Source organism: Dokdonia genika (assembly GCF_042652845.1).
Taxonomy (GTDB): domain Bacteria; phylum Bacteroidota; class Bacteroidia; order Flavobacteriales; family Flavobacteriaceae; genus Dokdonia; species Dokdonia donghaensis.
This window is the reverse complement of record NZ_JBHSHB010000007.1, coordinates 529,382-552,991: the sequence shown is the minus strand read 5'-3', so window position 1 is coordinate 552,991 and position 23,610 is coordinate 529,382. Positions and strand designations below refer to the sequence as shown.

The following is a 23,610-nucleotide window of genomic DNA, read 5'->3' as shown; positions in this document are numbered from 1 at the left end:
CCAGTAGCGGCTTTTTAAATTGCCTAAGCAAACAATTTATAATAGCTCTTAGTTAAAGATATAACGAAGACCTACTTGCATTTGCCATCTTGATGATTGTAATCCTGAATCATCAATACGATCTACGTTTTTACCTATTACGTTTCCTGCATCATCAAACTCAAGTAAGCTCTCTACAAAGCTAAATACTGGTTGCTCGTCAGATGTTGAAACTGTTTGTAATGGTGAAACGTTAGATCCTACAAATTTACGTACTCCCCAATCTTTGTTGATAAGGTTTGTAAAGTTGAAGATATCTAAAGAGATCTGGAATGTGTTTTTCTTGTCTCCAGTTTTTACATATATATCTTGTAAGAACTTAAGATCAACGATGTGGCTCCAAGGTCCTCTTGAACCGTTACGCTCAGCATACTGTCCTCTACGAGTACTTAAGTAATCGTCAGACTCGATAAACTGGTCAAGTAACATCCACTGTCTAGCTTGCTCTGCTGCGTCACCAGAGAAAGTAATTTCTGACTGGTTTGCTGGAACATAAATAAGAGCGTTATCACGTGAATCATCATTTAATAAATCACGACCTTCTCTGTATGTAAAGCTATATGGTGAAGATTGTGACCCTTCATAGAAAAGACCAATTGTAGTTTTACCTCCAAAGTCTCCACCGTACTCAATCTCGTAAGATGCGTTTGCAGAAATACGACTACCTAAAGAGAAGTCAGAACGAGAAACTGGAATATCTGAGTTCTTACCATTTACAGTTTGAATTCCTCTCCACTGTGAGCTGTTTTGAGAAGATGTACCATCAAAGATTTTTTCAGACTCTCCATAAGAGTAAGATACTTGTCCTTGGAAACCGTTCTGGATAGGCTTTCTAAGTGTAAACGTAGCGTTGTAAGAAGATCCTTCGTTTGTGTTAGAAGCAAGGATGATTCTACCATAAGTATCATCTATCTCATCACTACGGTTGTAGAACGGACGGTTATCTGCTCCATCATAGTTTCCTACTGGGTCACCTAGGTTAAGGTTCTCATAGTAAACATCTGTAAGTACATCATTATATAAGAAGTCTGCAGATGCGATTAATCCCCATATAGGTAATTTTTGATCGATAGCGATGTTGTATTTACCTACTTGTGGAAGTTTAAAGTTCTTAGCAAAAAGATCGATGTTTCCACCTACTCCTCCAGAACCTGCAGCAACAACTTGTGTTTGCTGGTTTACATCTGCTTGGAAAGGCTCTCCGAAGATAAAGCTAAATCCACCAGTTACACCATTGTTGTTATAAGTACCACCTGGCCATACTAAAGGAAGTCTTGAAGTAAATACTCCTAATCCTCCACGTACTTGTGTTGTATTATTTCCAAAAACATCCCAGTTAAATCCTAAACGTGGTGCGATGTGAGCAGAAGCATCAACACCTTGACCTACACGTGCTCCTTGTAAATCTTTACCTGCAGCAGTAAGAAGAGATACTGTTCTTGTGTTAAAGTCATCATTTACAGTACCATCTTCCCAGTAAGGAATATCAACACGGATACCTCCTGTTACTTTGAAGTTTTCTGTTACTTGTACTTCATCTTGCACATAGAAACCTAATTGAGAAGTTCCAAAATCTGCAGATCCAGCAGACTCATCACCTACAGCACCATTACCTACTAAAGAGTAACCGTGTTGAAAAACGTCTGCATCTTGACCAGTTAAGAACTGGTTAAGTCCAGAAGAAACTAAGTTTCCATCATCATCAAATTGATCTTCGAAAGTATAATCTCCGTAGTTAAAAGCAAAGAATAAGTTCTTTGCAGATGCGATCTCAAGGTTTGCACCAAGTGTTACAGCGTGACGACCAGAAAAGATCTGGAAGTTGTTGTTTATTGTAAAGATATCCTGCTCTAGTAAGTTTGCAGTAGAGAATGGCTCAGATCCAAAAGAGATTGTACCTCCTCCATCTTGAATATCTACAGTAGGGAATGGGTTACCAAAAGGATCTCTATCATCCTTTACAGAAGTATATCCTATCTTAAGGTTGTTTGCAAACTTAGAACCAAACGTAGAGTTTAACTCAAATGCAGTAGAATATGTCTTTGTTTCAAAAAACTCAGAACCATTAATGAAACCAATTCCTCTTTCTCCAGAGTTACGAGCTTCAAGATTAGTCGCCTCAACGATACCTTGACGTATAGATACTTTGTGGTTTTCGTTAATGTTCCAGTCTAAACGTAAGTTTATCTTGTCACTTTCTAAAGTTCTAGTATTGTTATCAAAAATACCAGGATTATAACCGTACTCAGACTGTAAGAAGCTAGCAAGGTTTGCAAGATCTGCCTCAGAAGATCTTCCTTGGTAGTTTGAAAAAGTAAATGGTTGAGGTGTCTCGTCATCCTGACGCTCGTAGTTTGCAAAGAAGAATAATTTATCTTCGATAATTGGACCTCCTATACGGATACCGTAAGTCTTAGCAGAAAATTCTGCAAGCTTCTCACGCTCATCACCTTCATTTGTTAAATCTACAGGAGTTTTACCTGCAAGACTCTCGTTTCTTAAGAAACCGTATACACTACCTTCCCAGTTGTTAGATCCAGAACGCGTTACTGCGTTTACAGATCCTCCAGAGAATCCAGACTGACGTACATCAAAAGGAGCAAGGTTAATTTGGAAAGACTCGATAGCATCTACAGAGAACGGGTTTACACCTGTCTGACCTCCGTTAGTACCTGAACCTGCAAGACCAAAAACATCGTTGTTTACAGCACCATCAATGTAGATTGCGTTGTAACGGTTGTTTTGACCACCTAGAGAGATAGAAAAACCATCGTTCCCCTCAGTAATCTGAGCTTGTGGAGTAACACGTGCAAAATCTGCTATACCTCTAGATACAGAAGGAATTGTAGCGATGTCACGCTCTGTAATTGTAGTTTCTGTACCAGTTTTGTTTGTGTTAAACACACTGTTATTAGATCCAGTAATTACAATCTCGTCAAGTGCATTTGCATTTTCTTGCATTGTTACACTTACTCTTTTAGTCTCTCCGAGACCTAAGTTAAAACCGTTAAGTGCATAATCTTCAAAACCTACATATGTAATTGTAAGGTTGTAAGGACCACCTGATTTAAGGTTTGGTAAACGGTAAAAACCGTCAAAATCTGTTACTGCTCCATAAACAGAACCTGTAGGTACGTGTGTAGCTACAATGTTTGCCCCAGGTAATGGTCCTTCAGTGTTGTCTAGCACACGTCCAGCAATGGAACTTGTTGTTACCCCTTGCGCAAGTGACGAAGCCGTCACAAGAAACAAAGCGATCAATGATAAAAATGTAATTTTCTTCATGATATTTATTAAATAATTAGCAGTGCAAAATTACTTTAATTTCCTAAGCACCAATATTAACTTAAGGTTAACTTATTTTCATAAAGATTTGAAAAAATTGATAGAACTTAAAACGCCCTGAAATCAAGCTCTCAGGGCGTTTTAGTGCTTCATATATTTTGTAAGAAAATTACTACAATTTATAACGCTCTAGTAATGTTCTAGTTGAACTATCGTGAGACGTCATCTTATCGTTATCCATATCAGATAAAACTTGTTTGGCAAGTTGTTTTCCTAACTCTACACCCCATTGATCAAAAGAGTAGATGTTCCATATAACGCCTTGCACAAAAATTTTATGCTCATACATTGCTACTAATGCTCCAAGACTCTCAGGTGTTAATGCCTCACCAAGTATAGTTGTAGTAGGTTTATTTCCTTCAAAAACTTTAAAAGAAGCTAGCTCTTTTATTGCTTCTGGACTTAAACCTCCGGCTTGCAACTCAGCAATTACTTGATCTTTTGTTTTACCATTCATTAAAGCTTCTGTTTGTGCAAAAAAGTTTGCCATAAGCTTGTCGTGATGACTCTTCTCTCCGTGCAATGATTTTTTAAAACCTATAAAATCTGCCGGTATTAATTTTGTACCTTGATGAATAAGTTGAAAGAACGCGTGCTGGCTATTTGTACCCGGCTCTCCCCATATGATATTACCTGTTTCATAAGAAACACGCTCTCCATTGCGGTCTACACTTTTACCATTACTCTCCATAATAGCTTGCTGTAGATATGCGGGAAGTCTATGTAAATATTGAGAATAAGGAATTACAGCCTCTGTCTCAACTTTAAAGAAGTTATTATACCACACACTAAGCAGTGCTATTATTACAGGTAAATTCTTCTCAAAAGGAGTGTTTTTAAAATGCTCATCCATTTTAAACGCGCCGTGTAGTAGGCCTTTAAAATTATCATACCCTACAGCAAGTGCAATAGAAAGACCTACAGAGCTCCATAGTGAAAATCTACCTCCTACCCAGTTCCACATAGGGAACACATTATCTTGGGAGATTCCAAAGTTTGCAATAGCTTCTGCATTTGTAGAGACTGCGACAAAATGATTTTTTACAGCATCTTCTCCTACTTTATCTACAAACCACTTGCGCACGGTAGTAGCATTGCTAAGTGTCTCTTGTGTAGTAAATGTTTTTGAAACTATGACAAATAATGTGGTCTCTGGATCAAGATCTTTAATGGTTTCCATCACGTGGTCACCATCTACATTTGATATAAAGTGTGTATTGAGACGTGTCTTATAATATTGTAAAGCCTCTACTACCATTACCGGCCCTAGATCAGAACCTCCTATACCTATATTTACAACATCTGTAATTTCCTTTCCTGTAGCTCCTTTATGCGCTCCAGAAATCACCTTTTCGGTAAAGGTCTGTATTGATTTTTTTACGGAGTCTACTTCCGCTTTCGCGAAAGCGTTATCACTCTCATCACGCAGTGCGGTATGCATTACAGCGCGCCCCTCTGTAGCGTTAATTTTTTTACCACCAAAAAAACTTTCTATACCCTCTTGTAGGCCTACCTCTTGAGCCAGCTTGAGTAGAAGAGTCATTGTCTCTTGTGTGATTCTGTTTTTACTATAATCTACATAAAATGTATCCCAAAGAATTGAAAAATCTTCTGCACGCTTGTCATTCTTAAAAAGATCTGTAAGATGTTTATCTTTTATCTCCTCATAATGCGCTTGCAATTCTTTCCAAGCTGCGGTAGTAGTTGGGTTTATATTTTTCATTTTGTTGTATCTAGGTGATTATTGTAAAGCCTCTGTAGCTTCTTGCTCTTCTGTAATATCATCTTCAGCTTCTGTCATAAAAGGAAGATTGTCTAGCTGTAATTGTAATGGTCTCTTTATACTGTCAAAAACTGGTAGCAACTCATCTGCCATAGGCTCTGAGGCTGGAAGGTCTTCTGCAAAAGGATCTACTTGTTTGCCATTTTTCCAGAATCTATAACATACGTGAGGCCCTCCTGAGTTACCAGTCATCCCTATAGTACCTATTACCTCGCCCTGTCTTACACTCTGGCCTACTTTTGCTAGGCGTTTTTTCATATGCAGGTATTGTGTATCATACGTACCATTGTGACGTATTTTTACATAGTTACCATTACCACCACGTCTTTCTGACTTGGTAACCACACCATCTGCCGTAGCTAGAATAGGTGTGCCTATGGGAGCGGCAAAGTCTGTTCCTTTGTGAGGTCTTACTCTGTAACCGTAATATTTTATCCTTCTCTTCAAATTATATCTAGATGATAATCTCCCATACTTGAGCGGACTTTTAAGAAAGGCTCTTCTTAAGTTTTCGGCATTTTGATCAAAATAGTCATAACCTCCAGGCAGTGAGTCGTTTTCAAATCTATAAGCATAAATCTCTCTCCCTCTATGTTCAAACACGCAAGCCTTTATATTTCCGACTCCTGCAGGTACAGTGTCATTTACAAATCGCTCATCATAAATCACTTTAAAACGGTCACCTACATCTAGTTTATTGAAGTCTATAGTCCAGGCATAAATATCTGCCATTTTAATACTTACTAAAACACTAGCTCCTAGATCGTCAAAAGTAGATGAGAGGTTGCTACTTATTACTCCAGAAACTTCGCGCTCTACGATAGTAACCGGGTGCTTTTTTGCAGCAGCAGTAACATCATCTTCAAAGTCTACAACCACATAGTCCTCTTTATTTTGCTCATAAATAAAGACCTGAGCTGCCTCAAGAGTGTCTTTAGATTTAAGCAGCATATATGGCTTCCCTACACGTATACGACGCGTGTCAAACACATTTTTTACACTGTCAGATATTTCTTGAATAGTAGCATAATCTACATTTGAGTCAAAGAGTATTTTACCAAAACTGTCACCAGACTGCACAGTATCTCTCTCTACCACATAATCATCAAGTACGTACCCGTACTCTTTGATCACTTCTGGTTCGGTTTCTAGAGTTTGATCTATAGGTGTTGAAGTAGCGTCTTGCTTCTCTCCACAAGAGAATAGGGCAAGGCTTAAAAATAGTGTAATGTAGAGGCGATAATAATTCACTAAAAGTATGTTGTTTTAAACGTCCTTTCCCCAGTTTGCAAGCTCTTCTTCACTCCAGACATCTGGAAAGAAAATGCGACGCTGGTACTTAGGGTGCATATATTTGGTCCATTCACTGCCGCCAGTTGCTTCTACAACTTTTTTACCATTATTGAGGTAATGATTTGCTGCGTGATAATGTGACATCACCCAGGTTACATTTACTGTATAATCATAATGGCGCATTGCATCCAGCAGCTTCTTATCTTCACGAGCTTCCTTAGGCAAGCTTTTAAAGCGAGCATACAAATTTATGGTATTATATTCTTTTGTAAAGGCGACAAAGTCGTTTTTATATTTTGCCTCAAAGGCAGAGAGTAAATATGACTTTTTACCTGTGTTGTAATCTTTTCCGGCTGCTTGCCAGTACAAGTGTTCTAACGCGTGCTCATAAGGAGTATTGCGATCTATGCTTTCGCGAAAGCGGGCATCTATAAGGTTTATTAAGTCTGTGCTTGCAAACTCTATCTTTCTGTACTGTGCGCTTTGAAAACCACTTGCTGGTGTAAGTGTTTTTCTAAACTTCATATACTGCTCTATTTCCATTCCTTCTTGCATTATGCTAAAAGAACTGGTGAGCATATCAAAATAACGACTTATACGATCCAAACGAGAGCTAAAAAAATCTACCGTAAGATCTGGGTGATGAGCCACCTGCTCTATCTCCCATAGTATCATTTTAAATAAAAGCTCGTTAACCTGGTGGTACATCACAAATACATTCTCATCTGGAAAGTTTGTGCGCGGTATCTGTAAACTTAAGAGTGCATCTGTATGGATATAATCCCAGTAAGTAATGGGTTTACTTTGTAACAAGCCCTCAAGGTGATCGTCTAGATCTTGATCTATTTTTTCATACTTATCATCAAGCTGATTGATGATTTTTTCAATATCTGGCTGTATGGTTTTCTTCATTTATAATTGCGACTATAGAAGCTTAAGTTCTAACTCAAAAAAAGATTAAAAAGTGTGTAGCTATAGTCTCTATCTTATTAAATGGCAATTTACAAAAATCCCTAGTCAAAGACCATCTCAAAAGGATACTTAAGCCCCTTGTAAGCATCAAGATCTGCCTTAAGAGACCCTACAGATAAGCTTGCCTTAATGCGCAAGGGTATTTTATTATCATCATCACTCACCCATATGGTAAGACTTTCTTGCTCTTTAAAAACTCTACCAGACTGTACCAGTGGTCTAAACACGAGTGTTTTTACTTTTCCGAATTTTGTTCTAATGGTCTCACGCTCTAAAAAACGCATCTTAAAAGGATAGTTTTCCCCATCAAAAAACATTGTGAGGTTAATCTCATCACCAGCTTTTAACCCTTCTGTCTCTAGATTATTGCGCAGGTAATACATTGCAGAGACCATATCTTGTATACCTGGCTCCGTATCTATAGTGGTCTTTTTGTTATGCTTTAAATCGTTTATGTGTGCTTTATTTGCTTGCTGGTCAAACTCAATCACCTTATTTTTAGTATGGCCACCCTCATCTATTTTGCGCAAGAATTTATAAGGCAAGTCTGTCTTTTTATCTACCCAGCTCTCATAATAATCTTCTACCCCAAAGGCAAGACCCACAATACCCGTAGTCTCTCCAAAACCTTTAATGTGATGCACAGGCTTGCCATTAAACATCTCATCCTTGATGTCTATAGTTGCATACCCACCCGTGAGCAATCCGTAATGCACTCTAAATTTAAGCCACTCACCAGCTTGATACGAGTCATTGTGCGCTTTAGTTACAGGAGGATCTGGCATTTGCACAAAAGCTGTGGTTAAAGCAAAGACTGCCAGCAGGGTACCTATTATTATATGTTTATTTTTTGATTTCATTTTCTGGGGTTATTTGGTGGTTATACCCTTAGAATACAATTGTTATTCCAAAAATAGGATAACAAAAAAACTTCGCCATATTTCTAAGACGAAGTTTTCGTTAAAATATTGTAATTCTGAGTAATAAAAGGAATTACGCTTTCGCGAAAGCGCACTCAAAACTACAACGTACCACGCTGTGCTTGCTCCCTCTCTATAGACTCAAAAAGCGCTTTAAAGTTACCTGCCCCAAAGCCTTTTGCTCCCATACGCTGTATGATTTCAAAGAAAAGGGTAGGTCTATCTTGTAGTGGTTTTGTAAATATTTGTAATAAATACCCATCCTCATCTGCATCTACAAGAATTGATAATTCTTGTAAACGCTCGATATCTTCTTTCATCACCTTCATATGCTCACCCAGGCGCTGTGGGATGTCATCATAATAAGTTTGTGGTGGTGGTGGCAAGAACTCAATACCGCGAGCCTTAAGCTGTGCAACCGTTTTTATAATATCATCTGTTGCTAGTGCGAGGTGTTGTACCCCAGCACCTTCATAAAAATCTAGATATTCTTCTATCTGTGATTTTTTGGCAGCCTCTGCAGGTTCATTTATTGGGAACTTAATGCGACCATTACCGTTACTCATTACCTTACTCATTAAGGCAGAGTACTCGGTGTGGATTTGCTTATCATCAAAAGACAAGAAGTTTACAAAGCCCATTACGTCTTCATAAAATTTTACCCATTTATTCATCTGGTTCCACCCTACGTTACCTACCATATGGTCTACATATTTAAGACCCGTAGGTGTCGGGTTGTAATCTGACTCCCACACGCGGTAGCCTGGTAAAAAGGCACCCTCGTAATTTTTGCGCTCTACAAACATATGAACGGTTTCCCCATAGGTATAAATACCTGCTCTTACCGTTTCTCCCTGATCATCCTTTTCTACAAAAGGTTCACAATATGACTTTGCGCCACGCTTTGTTGTTTCTTCATAAGCGCTTCTAGCATCGTCTACCCATAAGGCAACCACCTTTACACCATCTCCGTGTTTTACTATGTGGTCATTTATAGGTGACTTACTGTTAAGTGGCGATGTAAATACGAGACGTATTTTATCCTGCTTTACTACATAGCTCACCTCATCTCTAGAGCCCGTCTCTAGACCTTTATAAGCATATGGTTGAAATCCAAAAGCGGTTTTATAAAAATGGGCAGCCTGCTTTGCATTGCCCACATAAAACTCTACATAATCTGTACCCAGTAGCGGAAGAAAATCTTGCGCTCCTTCAAAAATTTTTTCCAGTCCGTAGTCTACGGATTTTAAGTCTTTTGCCATATTATATATTTATTTACAAGCCTGTAGCACTAGCTCTTAACTTGTCTTTGTATTATTAATTTGTTGTTTTTTAATTTTTCGCGAAAGCGTACCCACCCTAGTGGTCTAACCACGACTGGTAGTAACTCTCATCTGCAATGCTCATTGCATCTTTACATACTTTAAGAGGCTTAAAAGTATCTACCATAACGGCAAGCTCTTCTGTACCTTCTTTACCTATACTCTTTTCGGCAGTGCCGGGGTGTGGACCGTGAGGGATACCGGCTGGATGCAGTGAGATGTGACCTGCCTCTACATCTGCCCTACTCATAAAATCGCCATCTACATAATACAGCACCTCATCACTATCTATATTACTATGATTATATGGTGCTGGGATACTTAATGGATGGTAATCATACTTTCTAGGCACAAAACTGCACACTACAAAAGCATCTGTCTCAAAAGTTTGATGTACTGGTGGTGGCTGATGTATGCGCCCTGTTATGGGCTCAAAATCGTGTATAGAAAATGCATATGGATAGTTGTAACCGTCGTAACCCACCACGTCAAAAGGGTGAGAAGCATATACCATCTCAAAGATGTCATCTTGCTTTTTTACTTTAATTACAAAGTCACCTTTCTCATCATTAGTTTCTAACTCGTAAGGCTGGCGGAGATCGCGCTCACAAAAAGGAGAGTGCTCCAGCAGCTGGCCAAACCAGTTGCGATAACGCTTAGGCGTATATATAGGCCTGCGTGATTCTACAATAAATAGCCGATTATCTTCTGTATCAAAATCTATTTTATAAATAACACCACGTGGTATTAAAAGATAGTCTCCGTATTTAAAATCAAGATTACCCAGATGAGTTCTGAGTTTACCTGTTCCTTTATGAACAAAGATAAGCTCGTCTGCATCTGTGTTTTTATAGAAGTACTCTTGCGTGCGTTCTTGGGGAGCAGCAAGTATAATGGTACAATCACTGTTGGTCAGAACGGGTTTTCTACTCTCCAGATAATCTTTTTCTGGTTTGATTTGAAACCCCTTAAAACGGTATGACTGCATATTATTCTCACGAGCAATTTCTGGTTTTACAGAGTATTGCTTGCGTATTTCCTTAACCTGTGTGGGTCTATGAACGTGATAACTATTTGTACTCATCCCGTCAAAACCTATCGTACCAAACAGTTGCTCTGAGTATAGGGTACCATCTGGTTTACGAAACTGTGTGTGACGTTTATGTGGGATCTCTCCCAACTTATGATAAAAAGGCATTTTTATAAAATTTAGATTGTCTTAAAGTTACTCAAAATTCAAGTAAGACATCTATTCAGGGTCCCTCTTTATGAGGAAATTAAGAAGTAGTGGTAAGTATATCCAGCCCTGTGCATTCATATGGTGTAAATATATGGGTTTTTTTACGCTTTCGCGAAAGCGTACTCAAAACTACTAAAAACCCTACGAGGTAAGAGCCTTCAAAACACCTTGAGCAAACAGTCTTGCGCTTGCTGGGTCATTACGTATCCATAATTCTGGCTCCACGATTTCTAGCTCGCCTAAAAGAATGTCTCCGTTCTTACCCCAAAGTATATCTGCTCTTCCATATGCTGGCATTGTGCTGCAGGCTTTAAAACAATTTTCGGCAAAGGTGATTTCTTCTTGTGTAGGTGAGTAGGGATGTACCGTACCTCCCCAATCGTCTTGCACGCGATAGTCACCTTGTTTAGGCTTTTTAAGAATAGCGTGAGTAAACTTCCCATTAAAAACCATAAGTGAGGCCTCGCCACGAGAGGAAATGGTGGGTACAAATGGCTGGATGAGCATATCTCGCTCTGCTACTAGGTTTTCAAAAACCTCTTCATAGTCTGCTCGCTCAAACTCTAGTACCTTATGCGTGTGAAAGGCACCGCCAGCAATAGCAGGTTTTATAACCACATCTTGCCAGTCACGTTCTAAACAAACCTCTGCAATTGATCTGTAAGAACCTGTATCTACATACTCAGTAGGCACTATAGCGACACCTTTATCTTGTAAATCTTTAAGGTAGTGTTTATCAATATTCCACTGTATGAGGTCATAGGAGTTAACAAGTTGTGTCTTTGTTTTTACAATCCTTAACCAAGCTGAAAACTCCTCGTAGCGTTCAAAATAATCCCAAATGGTTCTAAAAACCACGGCTCTAGTTTGTGACCAGTCACACTCAGTATCATCCCAAGCGGCACAATGTACCTTTAGACCTAAATCCTCTAGTGCTTGAGTAATAAGCTTTCTTTCGTCAAGAATATTTTGCTCATAGGTGGTTATAACTTTTGGGTTAAGGTATTTCTGGCAAGTAAGTATGGTTACATCTATAGTGTGAGCGCTCATCTTGGTCTATTATTGATATATTATTCTTAAAACTTTCTGTCTGGATGGAGCATATCTAAGACAACACTAGATGTTTTATTATCTATAATTTCTTGTACTAACTTACCTGTACTAGGTCCTAGTGTCCAACCCATCATAGCGTGACCAGTTGCGATTGTAAGGTTATCACACTTAGCGCTTTTACCTATGTACGGCATCCCATCTGCAGATACAGGTCTAAGACCGCACGCAGCGGCTTCCTTTTCTTGCTCCGTAATGTGTACCTCTGGAAAGTACTTGTTTACTCCCTGGGCTATTGCCTCTACTCGTGTTTTATTAATAGTGTGATTAATACCAGCAATCTCCATTGTTCCGGCAAATCTAGTAAAACCATTCATAGGTGTGATGGCTACTTTTGCTTCGGCAAGTATGGCTGGATAGGTAATTCCCGTAGCAGTTTTAGTCTGTATGCGATACCCTTTTCCGGCTTGTAGTAGGAGGTTAATGTTAAGCTTTCGCGAAAGCGTACTTGTCCAGCTACCAGCAGCTAGCACAAACTCATCTGCCGTGAGTACTTCTTTATCTGTATGCACGCTGGTTATCTTACTGCCAGCAGTTGTTATATCAAGTACTTTTTCTTCTTGCCTAATAACGACTCCCTCACGTAACAAATATGATTTTATCTCCTCCATAAACTCACCGGGTGTGCTATGATGGTCACACTCAAAGTAGGAAGCTCCTACGATATCTAGCACAGTTTCTGGCATCATTTTCTGTACCTCTTGAGCCATTATTGTTTTTGCTTGAAGGCCTTCTTTACTTGCGATTTGCACTAACTCATCTTCGTGATACAGGGCTTTTTCTGTCTGGCAGAGCATTAACAATCCTTTTTTCTCAATATGAAATGAGAAGCCCTCTTCTTTTTTTATCTGGTGATAGAGATCTCTCCCCATAACCGCCATTTCTCTCATTACCGATATGGAGCGATGTACGTGATTTTGATTACAAGACTTATTAAAAGCAAGAGACCATTTTAAGAAGTCTGCATTAAGTCGTGGCTTTATATACAGCGGACTCTTTTTATTAAACATCCACTTTATTCCTTGCTTCATAACCCCTGGAGCTGCGAGCGGAATTAAGTGACTGGGCGACATATAACCAGCGTTTATATAACTGGCTCCATCACTCATTTTAGATTGATCTATAATGGTAACCTGATGTCCAGCCTTGTGTAGAAAATAAGCACAGCTCACTCCTACAATGCCTCCTCCTATTATGATAATATGCTTTGCCATAGTCAAGACCTTTTGCGTTTTCTAAATTACCGAAAATCCGAAAGCATACGGATCTTCTTCATCTATTGTGATTGTATTATGACCATAAATACGTGCCCACCCTTGTATACTAGGTATGACTGCTTTGTACTCCCCCACCACGGTCTCTTGCTCAACACGACCTATAAAGGTAGAGCCTATAAAACTCTCGTGCGTGTATGCCTGACCGACCTCTAGCTTTCCTTTTGCATACAGTTGTGCAAGCCTCGCAGAAGTACCAGTACCACACGGACTGCGATCTATAGCTTTATCTCCATAAAAAACAGCGTTACGCCCATCTGAAGCGGGGTTAATAGTATCACCCGTCCATAGCATATGAGTGACATCTCTTATGGTCTCATTTTCTGGATGTATAAATGCACTAGGGTATTTCTTATTAATACGCTCTCGCACCACCTGGCTCATCTGGATAATCTGGCTAGCTGTAAAATCTTGTACTCCTGTAAAGTTTTTTTGAGGGTCAACAATGGCATAATAATTACCTCCATAGGCTACATCAAAATGTATTATACCCAGCTCTGGACAATCTATCTCCAGATCTGTAGCAGCGAGATATGATGCTACATTAGTAAGACGTACCCAATCTACTTTATTCTTAGTTTTTTGGTAAGCAATTTCTACTAGGCCTGCAGGGGCTTCCATTTTTACTACACCTTCTTTTTTAGGTATAATGAGCCCTTCTTCTATGGCAATTGTTATTGTACCTATCGTACCGTGACCGCACATAGGTAAGCATCCAGATGTCTCAATAAACAAGATAGCAACATCGTTTACAGGGTCGTGAGGAGGGAATAATATACTACCACTCATCATATCGTGTCCTCTAGGCTCAAACATCAAGCCCTTGCGTATCCAGTCATATTCTTTTAAAAAATGCTGGCGTTTCTCGCTCATCGTTTTGCCCGCAAGTTCTGGACCTCCCTGAGCAACGAGTCGCACTGGATTACCACACGTATGAGCATCAATACATTTAAAAATATGTTTCATCACTTATGATTCTGTAATGTGACTCCTGTGAGGTTAGCTATTAATTAAATTACATAGGGGTAAAAGGCATAAATGCTAGCTCAACCTTACACTATCAATTACTTTTTTGTATCCACTCTTTTACTCTACGATCTAAAATAGCAAGAGTTACTGTACCCTGTTCTAAAATAACCTCGTGAAAATCTCTTATATCAAAACGACTGCCCAGCTCTTTTTCTGCAAGTGTTCTTAGCTCTCTTATTTTGAGTTCACCCATTTTATAAGCCAGTGCTTGCCCTGGCCAGGATATATATCTATCTGTTTCTGTTTGTATCTCGTGTAGTGACAATGCTGTATTTTGTGACATAAAGGCTACTACCTCTTCACGAGTCCAACCTTTTGCGTGTATACCAGTATCTACAACTAACCGGCACGCACGCCACATCTCATAGGTAAGTTGACCAAAACGTTCATACGGTGTTGTATACATACCCATCTCTGCTGCCAGATACTCACAGTATAAGCCCCAGCCTTCGCCATAGGCATTTACATACATATTACGCCTAAACTGAGGAATACTATCACCCAACTCTTGATTAAGTGCTCCCTGTAAGTGATGGCCCGGCACAGCCTCGTGCACAGTAAGAGATGGCAGTGTGTAAAGGGTCCTACTAGGTAAGTCGTAGGTGTTTACCCAGTAATAACCTGGGCTTGTGCTTCCCTTTGGACTACCTACATATCGCCCTCCAGTATACTTAGGTGCAATTGCATCTGGTACTGGTGCGACACCATAGGGCTTGCGTGGTAATGTTTTAAAAAATCTAGGCAGTTGCGCATCTGCACGCTTTGCCATATCACGTGCAATCATTAAAAGTTGCTCAGGAGTTTTGGCATAAAACTGCTCATCTTCACGCAGGAATTTTAAAAAATCTGCAAAGCTTCCTTTAAAAGCTACTTCTTTTATAATCTTTTCCATCTCGCTTTTTATGCGAGCAACCTCTTCAAGTCCTTTGTTATGAACAGCATCTGCCGTGATATCTAGTGTAGTATAATAACGTATACGGTTTTGATAATAGTCGTCTCCATTAGGGGTTTCAGATACTCCTATGGTAGTGCGTGTGTTAGGTAAATACTCATTCTCAAAAAAAGCTTTTACACTTTTAAATGCTGGAACTACACTGTTTTCTATAGCTAGCTTTGCTGCTGTTTCTAAAGAATCCTTCTGCTCCTCTGTGATTGACTCTGGAAGATTTAAAAAAGGTGTGTAGTAAAAACTGTCTTTATAATCTGCTACAATTTGCGAGTTATAAGTACTCTCATATCCCTCAAAAATAACCCGCGGCTGCGACACGCCTTTTTTTATTCCTTCCCTTAATAATGGTACATATTGATTAACCACCTCTGGCAAAGCATTTAACTTGTCAAGATACTTTACAGCTTGCTTGTATGAGGTGATGGGCCGCACCATATAGTTCCAACTACTATGAAAACCTGAGTCAGACAGTAGCGGATTTAAAAAGCTTTCATACTCATAGTAGTCTACGGTTTCTTGCAGCTTAAATTTTAATAGCTCGAGAGATATCCTTTCGGTTTCTGACAAGGTTTTTGGCGAGATGGTGTTAAGTTTTTTGAGTTGCGCTTTCGCGAAAGCGGACTCCTTCTCAAATCGCTCTTTTGAAAACACCCCCAGTGGATGCACTCCCTTGCTACCCTCGTTCCATTTAAAACTTTGTGACGCCTCAATACATTGCTTGAGCTGCTCTGTGGCAGTTTGTGCAATAGTCGTTGTAGACATAAAAAAGGCTATCACCCACACTAAATATCTCATATTATTTTAAATAATCTGGCAATAAAGCCGTTGGAAAATCTTGAAAACTAAAAGGTCTCACCCATCTCATAATGCTATGGTTACCCACTGCCGTAAATCTACTATCTGTACTTGCAGGATAAGGTCCTCCGTGTGTCATTCCATCTACCACAGCAACACCAGTAGGCACACCGTTATATATAATGCGACCCACTTTATTTTGTAATGCTAGTGTAATGTCTTGTAGGGCTGTAGTCTCATTATCTTCTGCAATAATCGTGGCGGTAAGTTGTCCCTCAAGGCTGTTTATTATTTTAAGAAGCTCATTTTCATCCCCTGCAAGTACAACCATAGAAAATGGTCCAAATACCTCTTTATGTAATGTCTTATTTGCGATAAAAGAAGTTCCATCTACTACGGCTAGTGCTGCGGTGGTATGGTTAGGTTTTGATGAAGACCCTCCTACTTTAAGAGATACGCTCTCTTGTTCTTTTATCTCATTTTTACTTCTCACATATCCTTCTTGTATGCGAGTATGAAGCATACAGCCATTGGGAACGGCCTCAAGATGTTTTGCTAGAATTTCTATAAAATGTGTTGTCTCCTCGCTCTTTACTGTTATAATAAGCCCTGGATTTGTGCAAAACTGTCCTACGCCTTGCGTGATAGAAGCGGCATAGGTTTCGGCTATTTGAGCTGCTCTTTTTGAGATTGCCTGTTGTGTTATTACAACTGGATTAATACTTCCCATCTCTGCAAAAACCGGAATAGGAGTCTCTCTAGCTGCAGCAAGATTGTATAATGCTCTCCCTGCGTGGTGACTGCCTGTAAAACCTACTGCTGCTATACCCTTATTTTTTACAAGTTGCTCTCCTACCTTTTTACCACTACTATTAAGGTTAGAAAAAACACCTTCTGGCATTGCCGTCTTTTGTGCTGCTTTTGTTATTGCTGTCGCCACCATCTCACCTGTGCCGGCGTGCATAGGGTGCGATTTTACAATTACTGGGCATCCTGCTGCAAGTGCACTTGCCGTATCTCCCCCAGCGGTAGAAAATGCCAGCGGAAAATTACTCGCTCCAAAAACCACTACTGGCCCCAGCGGTATGTATGTCTTTTTTAAATTACCACCTTCATCTTGTAATAACGGTAGTCTCCAAGTGTCTTTTTTTACAAGCTCTGCAAACATTCTTAGTTGGCCTAGCGTTCTACCTCTTTCGCCTTGAGCGCGCCCTTCTGGAAGACCACTTTCTTGCATATACATAGTTATTAGGTCTGAGCCTAATGCCTCAATCTCATCTGCAATGGCGTTTAAAAAGCTTGCGCGTTTTACACTAGGAAGTTTACTATATGTGCTAAAGGCGCGAGCTGCTAGATTACAAGCCTCATCTATTTCTAACTGGGTGGCTTCATAAAAAACTGTTGGGTTATCACTATTGGTCACGGGGTTTGCCGTCTTGTAGGTTTTTGCTCCCTCTGCAGATTGTTTATACCCTATTTGATTTTTACCTGTAATCATTATGCTTTTATAGTTTTATGGTGCGCTACAATAGCTACTGGTTTATGAACCACGGTTGTAGATGCTGGATATTTTATTAATAACTCTTTAGGCCTAACGGGACGTTTTTCAAATCCTCCTCCACAGTTAGGACATACTTCTTTTAATAGCTCTATGACACAAGTGACACAAAAAGTACACTCAAAGCTACAAATCATTGCCTCACCAGATTCTGGTGGTAAGAGCACATTACAATGTTCACAAGAAGGTCTTAGCGCAAGCATTAAAGATTTTTATAGTTAGGTAACGTAGGCCTTGTGGCTATTCCTTCTTTTATAATCTTGAGCACGTGCTCTCTTTCTTCTCCAAAAAGCGGTAACCTAGGTGCTCGCACATTTTCTGTTCCTATACCTGTATGTGCCTCGGCGAGTTTTATATTTTGTACTAATTTAGGATTTATATCTAACTCTAGTAAGGGCAAAAACCACCTATAGATAGCAAGTGCTTCTTGTATTTTTCCTGCTTTTTGTAGCTCATAAATAGCGACCGTTTCTTCTGGAAAAGCACATACAAGTCCTGCTACCCAACCATCTGCACCCATAAGCAATGACTCTAGAGCAAGTGTGTCTACACCTGTCATAATTTTAAGCCTATCGCCAAAGTTATTTTTAATGCGCGTCACGTTTGATATATCTCTTGTGCTCTCCTTAACTGCTTGTATGTTATCGTGTTTTAGTAATACCTCAAACATCGCTAAGGAAACCTCAATTTTATAATCTACAGGGTTGTTATAAATCATAATGGGCAGTTTTGTACTACTAGCCACATCACTAAAGTACTGTATCACCTCTTGATCTCCCGCTTTATATCGCATAGGTGGCAACATCATAAGGCCGCTTGCACCGTCATCTTCTGCCTTTTGAGCAGCGGCAATAGCGCCCTTTGTAGACTGCTCTGCAATATTTATCATCACAGGCACTTTACCATCTACATAAGCAACGGTCTCTTTTGTAAGTGTGCGCTTCTCGTGATCTTCTAGCGTACTTGCTTCTCCTAGTGTCCCTCCTAGAACTATGCCGTGTACTCCAGCATCAAGTTGTGCTTTTATATTTTTTTTAAATGCTGGTATATCCAGTTCATCAGTATCAGTAAACTTGGTTGTAACAGCTGGCATTACACCTTTCCACTCTATCGCCATACTTTAAATTTTTTATCAAAGATAGCCGTACGACAACCTCTAGATTAAATACTGTTTTATCCATTACTGACTGTATATTATCCAAATATTAAGCTCTTATGTCATTATCAAGCAAAAAAGTATCTTAGCTCTATGAAAGTGTTGCCTTTTAAAATACCCAAGCCTACTAATGCTGCCATACTTTTTCAAGTTGATGAAGGTGTGTTATACAACTCCCTTCACAATCACGAAGAGGTGCAAATAAGTTTTATAAAAGAAGGATCTGGGACACTCTTTGCAGGAGATGCGGTCCATTCTTTTGTTAAAGGAGACATTATTGTTTTGGGTAGTCACCAGCCGCACGTTTTTAATAGCGATGGTAAACAGGCGTTAATGCATACGGTTTTTTTTAGTCTTGCCTCCTTTGGAGATACATTTTTGGCACTAGATGAGGGCAAAGGGATTGTAGACTTTTACGCTTTCGCGAAAGCGGGATTTAAAACCTCCATAACGCCAGATATCGCTGCGCTTTTTAACTACATCGCTACAGCAAAAGGCATCTATAAGCTGGGCTATTTTATAAACATTATAACCGCGCTCAAGGTCGCAAAGCACTCTCCCCTATCTGAATTTATATACGAACGCCATATCTCTGAAAAAGACGGAAAGCGTATGAGCGCCATCTTTGACTACACCTTAAGCAACTATCACCAAGACATTACTCTAGCACAACTTGCCGCTCTCACAGCACTGACGCCACACGGGTTTTGTAAATATTTTAAACAACGCACAAATAAGACGTATTTTACGTTTCTTACAGAAGTACGTATCTCAAAAGCCTGTACTTATCTTGCTACAGATAGCGATCTCACCATAGGTACTATAGCAGACCTATGCGGCTATAAAACGCTATCTCATTTTAATAAAAGCTTTAAATCTATAAAAGGAATCACTCCCACAGTTTTTAGAAAAGGAAAATGACAAAACCTCAAACTCGCTAGTTATGTTTTTTATAATTATCTTAAGACGATAAAGTGTTAAATACACATATCTTTACCTTAACAACCAAGACCACATACAGATGATAGATACTCCTCTGCGTATACTTATAGTAGAAGACTTAGTGTCTGACGCATTTTTAGTCCAGAAGCAAATAAAGAAGTTTTGCACAAATGTAGAAATAAGTATTTCTGATAAGGAACTCTCGCTTGCGGTGGCTCTTAAACAGTTTTTACCAGACATCGTGATAAGTGATTTTAACCTCGAGGGTTTTACGGGCTTTGACGTTATAAAACAGGTAAAAGAATTTAATAAAGAGATTCCAGTCATTATCATCACTGGAAATCTTAATAATGAAGAAAAAGCCGCCGAACTTATTATGAGTGGCGCTTCTGGTTTTTTCTTAAAAGAAAATCTCCAGAATTTACAGCAAAAATTGCTCCCTCTTTTTGAAAAATTTATTTCAGAAAAGCAAGATCTCATTAAGCGCCTAGAGAGACAACGCGAGAAAGATGCAAGAGAAAAAGAGCTTACAGATTATCTACGCCACCACGATTTTGAAGCCTATGAGCACAAGGAAGCCATTCTTTCACTTAAAGAAAAAGTACTTAAGTTTTTATCCCTAGACTAATGGATAGCTCTCAGTCTAAAAATATCGTAAGGTCCCTATACCTTAGTTTTTTTTCTACCCTAGCAGTCATCTTGCTTATAGGGGCGCTTTATCTAGCATCACAATATTCTCAAAAGTGGATAGTACATACTAATGAAGTTAAGGCGCAAATACACAGCGTATCAGAAACTATACTCAAAGCCGAAACAAAATTGAGAGGCTATCTCATAAGTAAAGACCCAGATTACCGTATAGATTACAAGGTAGAAATTGCAAAACTTGATGATCGCCTAGAAGTTCTAGAACAAAAAATAGAAGGCGACCCCGTACAGGTCAAAAACCTTAAAAAAATGCGCTCTCTACTCAACCAGCGCGTCGAGGGGATGAATGACAACCTAGATAACTACATCTTACGCACACCAGAAGAAAATAGAAAAAAATCGGGTAGGGCAGAAACACTTCAACTCATAGAAGATATAGAGAGTATGAAGAATGTTATGCTCATAGAAGAAAATGAGATTTTAAAAGAACGTAAGTCTACTTATGATAATATCTATGTTTTGAGCCTTATCGCTCTGGTTATCGCGCTATTGCTTATGCTTTATAATGTATATGCGGTAAAAAAACGCCTTATGCCACTCTTCTCAAGACTCGCAGAAAATAATGAAAAGTTAATCGAGCTAGTGCACTCTAGAGATGATGAGATTGCCCTTAAGGAAGCACAAATGGCAATGAATGAGGATCTCATACACGAGATGGAAAATAAGAACAAACAACTTAACCAGTTTGCATACATTGCCTCTCACGATTTACAAGAACCATTACGTACAGTAGATAATTTTATAGACCTCTTTGAAGAAGATTATGCAGAGAAGCTAGACGGTGAAGCCGCTACTTATTTTGGGTTTATAAAAGGGGCTACTTCTCGTATGAAAACCCTTATTACTGGTCTTCTTAATTATAGTAGGTTAGGGCGATCTGGATCACGATCTAAAGTAGAGCTCTCTCAACTTATAGAAGAGATTAAGATAGACCTAGGCCCAAAAATAGAAGAAACACAAACTGTCATTACTCACGACACCTTACCCATTGTACCTGGTTACCCTGTAGAACTAAGACAGCTATTTACAAACCTTATTACTAATGCAATTAAATTTACACCTCCAGAGCGTACCCCAAAAATTCATATAGGACTTAGCGAGACTAAGCTATATTATAGGTTTGAAGTTATAGATAATGGTCTAGGTATTAAAAAGGAACACCTTGAGAAGGTGTTTAATATGTTTACCAGACTACACAGTGCAAAAGATTATGAAGGTACTGGTATAGGTCTCGCTTTCTGTCAAAAAATTGTAGAACTCCATAAAGGTAAAATAAGCGTATCATCTACTATAGGTGAAGGGAGTACTTTTACCTTTACATTAAAAAAATAACCATATGCAACCACTAAGAGAGATATTACTTATAGATGACTCTGAGTCTGATAACTTTGTACACTCTAGAGTCATAAAAAAAGCAAAAGTTACCGCAAAAGTGACAATAAAATACTCTGGTGAAGAAGGACTAGAATACCTAAAAACGTTAATAGATGAGGACTACCCAAAACCTGACCTCATCTTTTTAGACATTAATATGCCGGGTATGGATGGATTTGAGTTTTTAGAACATTATGAGAAGCTAGAAATCAACCAGAAAGCAGGTGTTGTTATAGCAATGCTCACGACCTCAACATCACCAGTAGATAAGCAAAAGGCTGAGAAGTATCCTTTACTGTGTCACTTTGATAACAAGCCACTCACAAAAGAAAGTCTTATGAAGATATTGCGTGAGCAATTTCCAGGCAGATTTGATGATTAATTGCCTTTAAGTCGTTGCCATAAATCTATGAGTAGCTTCTTTCCATTTTCTGGCGTAGGTCGGTCTTCGGTGGCGGTTATGGTACCATCATTTTCTGTAAGAAGGTATCTAAACACAAACTGACTATCATTATCATCATTTGTAATGAGGCCAAAACGGAGGTCATTATACACCCAGCTCTCTTCCTCTTTTTCTAAGATGTACCATCCTTCAGAAATGGTAATAAGGCGTTGTACCTCATCTGTCTCAATCCACTTTTGGGCTTGCGCTCTTTTTTTAGGAAACGTTTTATAAACTATAGGTTGAGAATCAAAAAACGAGTAATCGCCTATAAGGTAAGTATCCTGTGTATCGATATTAATATTCCATAAAACCGTGTTGAGTGGCGCAGGTCTGGTCGAGATTTTAGTATACGTGATTCCTTGCTCTTGCAATGACGCTTCTACTTTATGGTGCACCGCAAATTTTATGAGAACCGTAAGTAATAAATAAGCCGTACTAAGATAAATACCTAGGTTGTTAGTACGCTTTCGCGAAAGCGTACCTCTACCCCTTGTAGCCGCCGCAATAACACATATGAGAAATGGCAGTGTGTATAAAGGGTCCACCACAAAAACGCTATTAAAAGCAACTCTCCAGTGAAAGGGCCAAAATATTTGTGTCCCCCAGGTGGTAAATGCATCTAAAAGTGGATGTGTAAACAGGCCCCAAAAGAAAAGTTTTGACCAGCCCGCCCAGCCTACATCTGGTCGCTTTTTTATCTGGTGGACAAGCCACCCAAAAAACGGTGCGGCTATGAGTGCAAAAATGATGCTGTGGCTAAAGCCTCTGTGCATCTCTGTTGCTGTAATAGTATCTGTAAGGTATCTCCACACCACATCTAGATCTGGTATGGTGCCAGCTATGGCTCCCCAGAGCATTGCTCTATTACCCACTTTTTTACCTAAAACAGCTTCTCCTACGGCTGCACCTAGTACTATTTGAGTTAGACTATCCAATATTATATGTGCTGATCTATTAATATCATATTACCGTCTGGGTCTTTAAACAACATACTTCCAGGGCCGCTTGTAGAGGTATCTACTTCAGTGATGGGTGTCACATTATGTGCTTTGAGATGTTCTTGTATTACTCGCACATCATCATATTGATCTTGAGGCTGGGCATTTTCATCCCAACCTGGATTAAATGTAAGGATGTTACCCTCAAACATTCCTTGAAAAAGACCTATGAGAGCATTTTGATTTTTCATAATCAAATAGTTTTGCTCCATCGAACCTGCAAAAACGTTAAACCCAAGCGTCTCATAAAAAGTTCTGCTTTCTTTAAGGTTTTTTACATTTAGACTCGTAGAAAAGGCACCAAGTGTCATAATAGAAGTTTTAAGTTACTATCGTAAAGTTAGTAATTCATATTAAG

Annotated in this window: 20 protein-coding genes; 4 read left to right on the top strand and 16 right to left on the bottom strand. The window is 39.2% G+C overall.

Translation table 11 applies throughout. The features are described 5' to 3' along the window. Nucleotides 1–48 precede the first annotated feature (48 nt). The 14 genes from ACFO5T_RS03470 to ACFO5T_RS03405 form a co-directional block, all read right to left on the bottom strand. The gene (locus ACFO5T_RS03470; protein WP_380032068.1) at nt 49–3,324 is read right to left on the bottom strand and encodes a TonB-dependent receptor; all 3,276 of its coding nucleotides are present in this window, start codon (nt 3,322–3,324) and stop codon (nt 49–51) included. A gap of 172 nt (nt 3,325–3,496) precedes the next feature. Further along, nucleotides 3,497–5,107 (bottom strand): glucose-6-phosphate isomerase, encoded by a 1,611-nt coding sequence (gene pgi / locus ACFO5T_RS03465; RefSeq protein ID WP_380032066.1) that lies wholly within the window; start codon nt 5,105–5,107, stop codon nt 3,497–3,499. An 18-nt stretch (nt 5,108–5,125) separates the two neighbouring features. Then, entirely contained in the window at nt 5,126–6,418 is a 1,293-nt protein-coding gene (locus tag ACFO5T_RS03460) for a M23 family metallopeptidase (protein WP_380032064.1), read from the bottom strand. A gap of 15 nt (nt 6,419–6,433) precedes the next feature. Beyond that, on the bottom strand, nt 6,434–7,372 hold the full coding sequence (locus tag ACFO5T_RS03455) for a tryptophan 2,3-dioxygenase family protein (RefSeq protein WP_038597618.1): 939 nt from the start codon (nt 7,370–7,372) through the stop codon (nt 6,434–6,436). A 101-nt stretch (nt 7,373–7,473) separates the two neighbouring features. Continuing rightward, a complete protein-coding gene (locus ACFO5T_RS03450; RefSeq protein WP_375253082.1) occupies nt 7,474–8,292 on the bottom strand; it encodes a DUF3108 domain-containing protein in 819 nt (272 codons plus the stop codon). Nucleotides 8,293–8,453: 161 nt separating this feature from the next. Beyond that, nucleotides 8,454–9,614 carry a 4-hydroxyphenylpyruvate dioxygenase gene (gene hppD, locus ACFO5T_RS03445; RefSeq protein ID WP_380032061.1) on the bottom strand — a complete coding sequence of 387 codons (1,161 nt, stop codon included), beginning with the start codon at nt 9,612–9,614 and terminating at the stop codon, nt 8,454–8,456. 97 nt (nt 9,615–9,711) lie between these two features. Further along, nucleotides 9,712–10,872, bottom strand: a complete 1,161-nt coding sequence (locus tag ACFO5T_RS03440; RefSeq protein ID WP_038597624.1) for a homogentisate 1,2-dioxygenase — start codon at nt 10,870–10,872, stop codon at nt 9,712–9,714. Nucleotides 10,873–11,055: 183 nt separating this feature from the next. Continuing rightward, on the bottom strand, nt 11,056–11,964 hold the full coding sequence (locus ACFO5T_RS03435) for an ATP-grasp domain-containing protein (RefSeq protein ID WP_380032058.1): 909 nt from the start codon (nt 11,962–11,964) through the stop codon (nt 11,056–11,058). 26 nt (nt 11,965–11,990) lie between these two features. Beyond that, on the bottom strand, nt 11,991–13,238 hold the full coding sequence (locus tag ACFO5T_RS03430; RefSeq protein ID WP_380032056.1) for an NAD(P)/FAD-dependent oxidoreductase: 1,248 nt from the start codon (nt 13,236–13,238) through the stop codon (nt 11,991–11,993). A 21-nt stretch (nt 13,239–13,259) separates the two neighbouring features. Next, nucleotides 13,260–14,264, bottom strand: a complete 1,005-nt coding sequence (locus ACFO5T_RS03425) for a 4-hydroxyproline epimerase (protein ID WP_380032054.1) — start codon at nt 14,262–14,264, stop codon at nt 13,260–13,262. A gap of 94 nt (nt 14,265–14,358) precedes the next feature. After that, nucleotides 14,359–16,071: a DUF885 domain-containing protein gene (locus tag ACFO5T_RS03420; protein WP_380032052.1), complete on the bottom strand. Its 1,713-nt coding sequence runs from the start codon at nt 16,069–16,071 to the stop codon at nt 14,359–14,361. A gap of 1 nt (nt 16,072) precedes the next feature. After that, a complete protein-coding gene (locus ACFO5T_RS03415; RefSeq protein ID WP_380032050.1) occupies nt 16,073–17,569 on the bottom strand; it encodes an aldehyde dehydrogenase (NADP(+)) in 1,497 nt (498 codons plus the stop codon). After that, the gene (locus ACFO5T_RS03410) at nt 17,569–17,832 is read right to left on the bottom strand and encodes a DUF1272 domain-containing protein (protein ID WP_380032048.1); all 264 of its coding nucleotides are present in this window, start codon (nt 17,830–17,832) and stop codon (nt 17,569–17,571) included. The genes ACFO5T_RS03415 and ACFO5T_RS03410 overlap by 1 nt, the downstream gene beginning before the upstream one ends. Next, the gene (locus tag ACFO5T_RS03405; protein ID WP_380032046.1) at nt 17,832–18,746 is read right to left on the bottom strand and encodes a dihydrodipicolinate synthase family protein; all 915 of its coding nucleotides are present in this window, start codon (nt 18,744–18,746) and stop codon (nt 17,832–17,834) included. The genes ACFO5T_RS03410 and ACFO5T_RS03405 overlap by 1 nt, the downstream gene beginning before the upstream one ends. 132 nt (nt 18,747–18,878) lie before the next feature. On the opposite strand from ACFO5T_RS03405, the gene ACFO5T_RS03400 reads away from it, so the two are divergent. From ACFO5T_RS03400 to ACFO5T_RS03385, 4 genes are all read left to right on the top strand, one after another. Further along, complete coding sequence (locus ACFO5T_RS03400; protein ID WP_380032044.1) at nt 18,879–19,706, top strand: AraC family transcriptional regulator; 828 nt, start codon at nt 18,879–18,881, stop codon at nt 19,704–19,706. 100 nt (nt 19,707–19,806) lie between these two features. Further along, nucleotides 19,807–20,355 carry a response regulator gene (locus ACFO5T_RS03395; protein ID WP_038597651.1) on the top strand — a complete coding sequence of 183 codons (549 nt, stop codon included), beginning with the start codon at nt 19,807–19,809 and terminating at the stop codon, nt 20,353–20,355. Beyond that, complete coding sequence (locus tag ACFO5T_RS03390; protein WP_380032042.1) at nt 20,355–21,767, top strand: sensor histidine kinase; 1,413 nt, start codon at nt 20,355–20,357, stop codon at nt 21,765–21,767. The genes ACFO5T_RS03395 and ACFO5T_RS03390 overlap by 1 nt, the downstream gene beginning before the upstream one ends. Nucleotides 21,768–21,771: 4 nt before the next feature. After that, entirely contained in the window at nt 21,772–22,191 is a 420-nt protein-coding gene (locus ACFO5T_RS03385) for a response regulator (RefSeq protein WP_380032040.1), read from the top strand. Here ACFO5T_RS03385 and ACFO5T_RS03380 read toward each other — a convergent pair. Together ACFO5T_RS03380 and ACFO5T_RS03375 are read right to left on the bottom strand one after the other, a co-directional pair. Then, nucleotides 22,188–23,189, bottom strand: coding sequence for a metal-dependent hydrolase (locus ACFO5T_RS03380; RefSeq protein WP_380032038.1), 1,002 nt, complete (start codon nt 23,187–23,189; stop codon nt 22,188–22,190). The genes ACFO5T_RS03385 and ACFO5T_RS03380 overlap by 4 nt on opposite strands. A gap of 2 nt (nt 23,190–23,191) precedes the next feature. After that, nucleotides 23,192–23,563 (bottom strand): VOC family protein, encoded by a 372-nt coding sequence (locus ACFO5T_RS03375; protein WP_380032036.1) that lies wholly within the window; start codon nt 23,561–23,563, stop codon nt 23,192–23,194. Nucleotides 23,564–23,610: the final 47 nt, after the last annotated feature.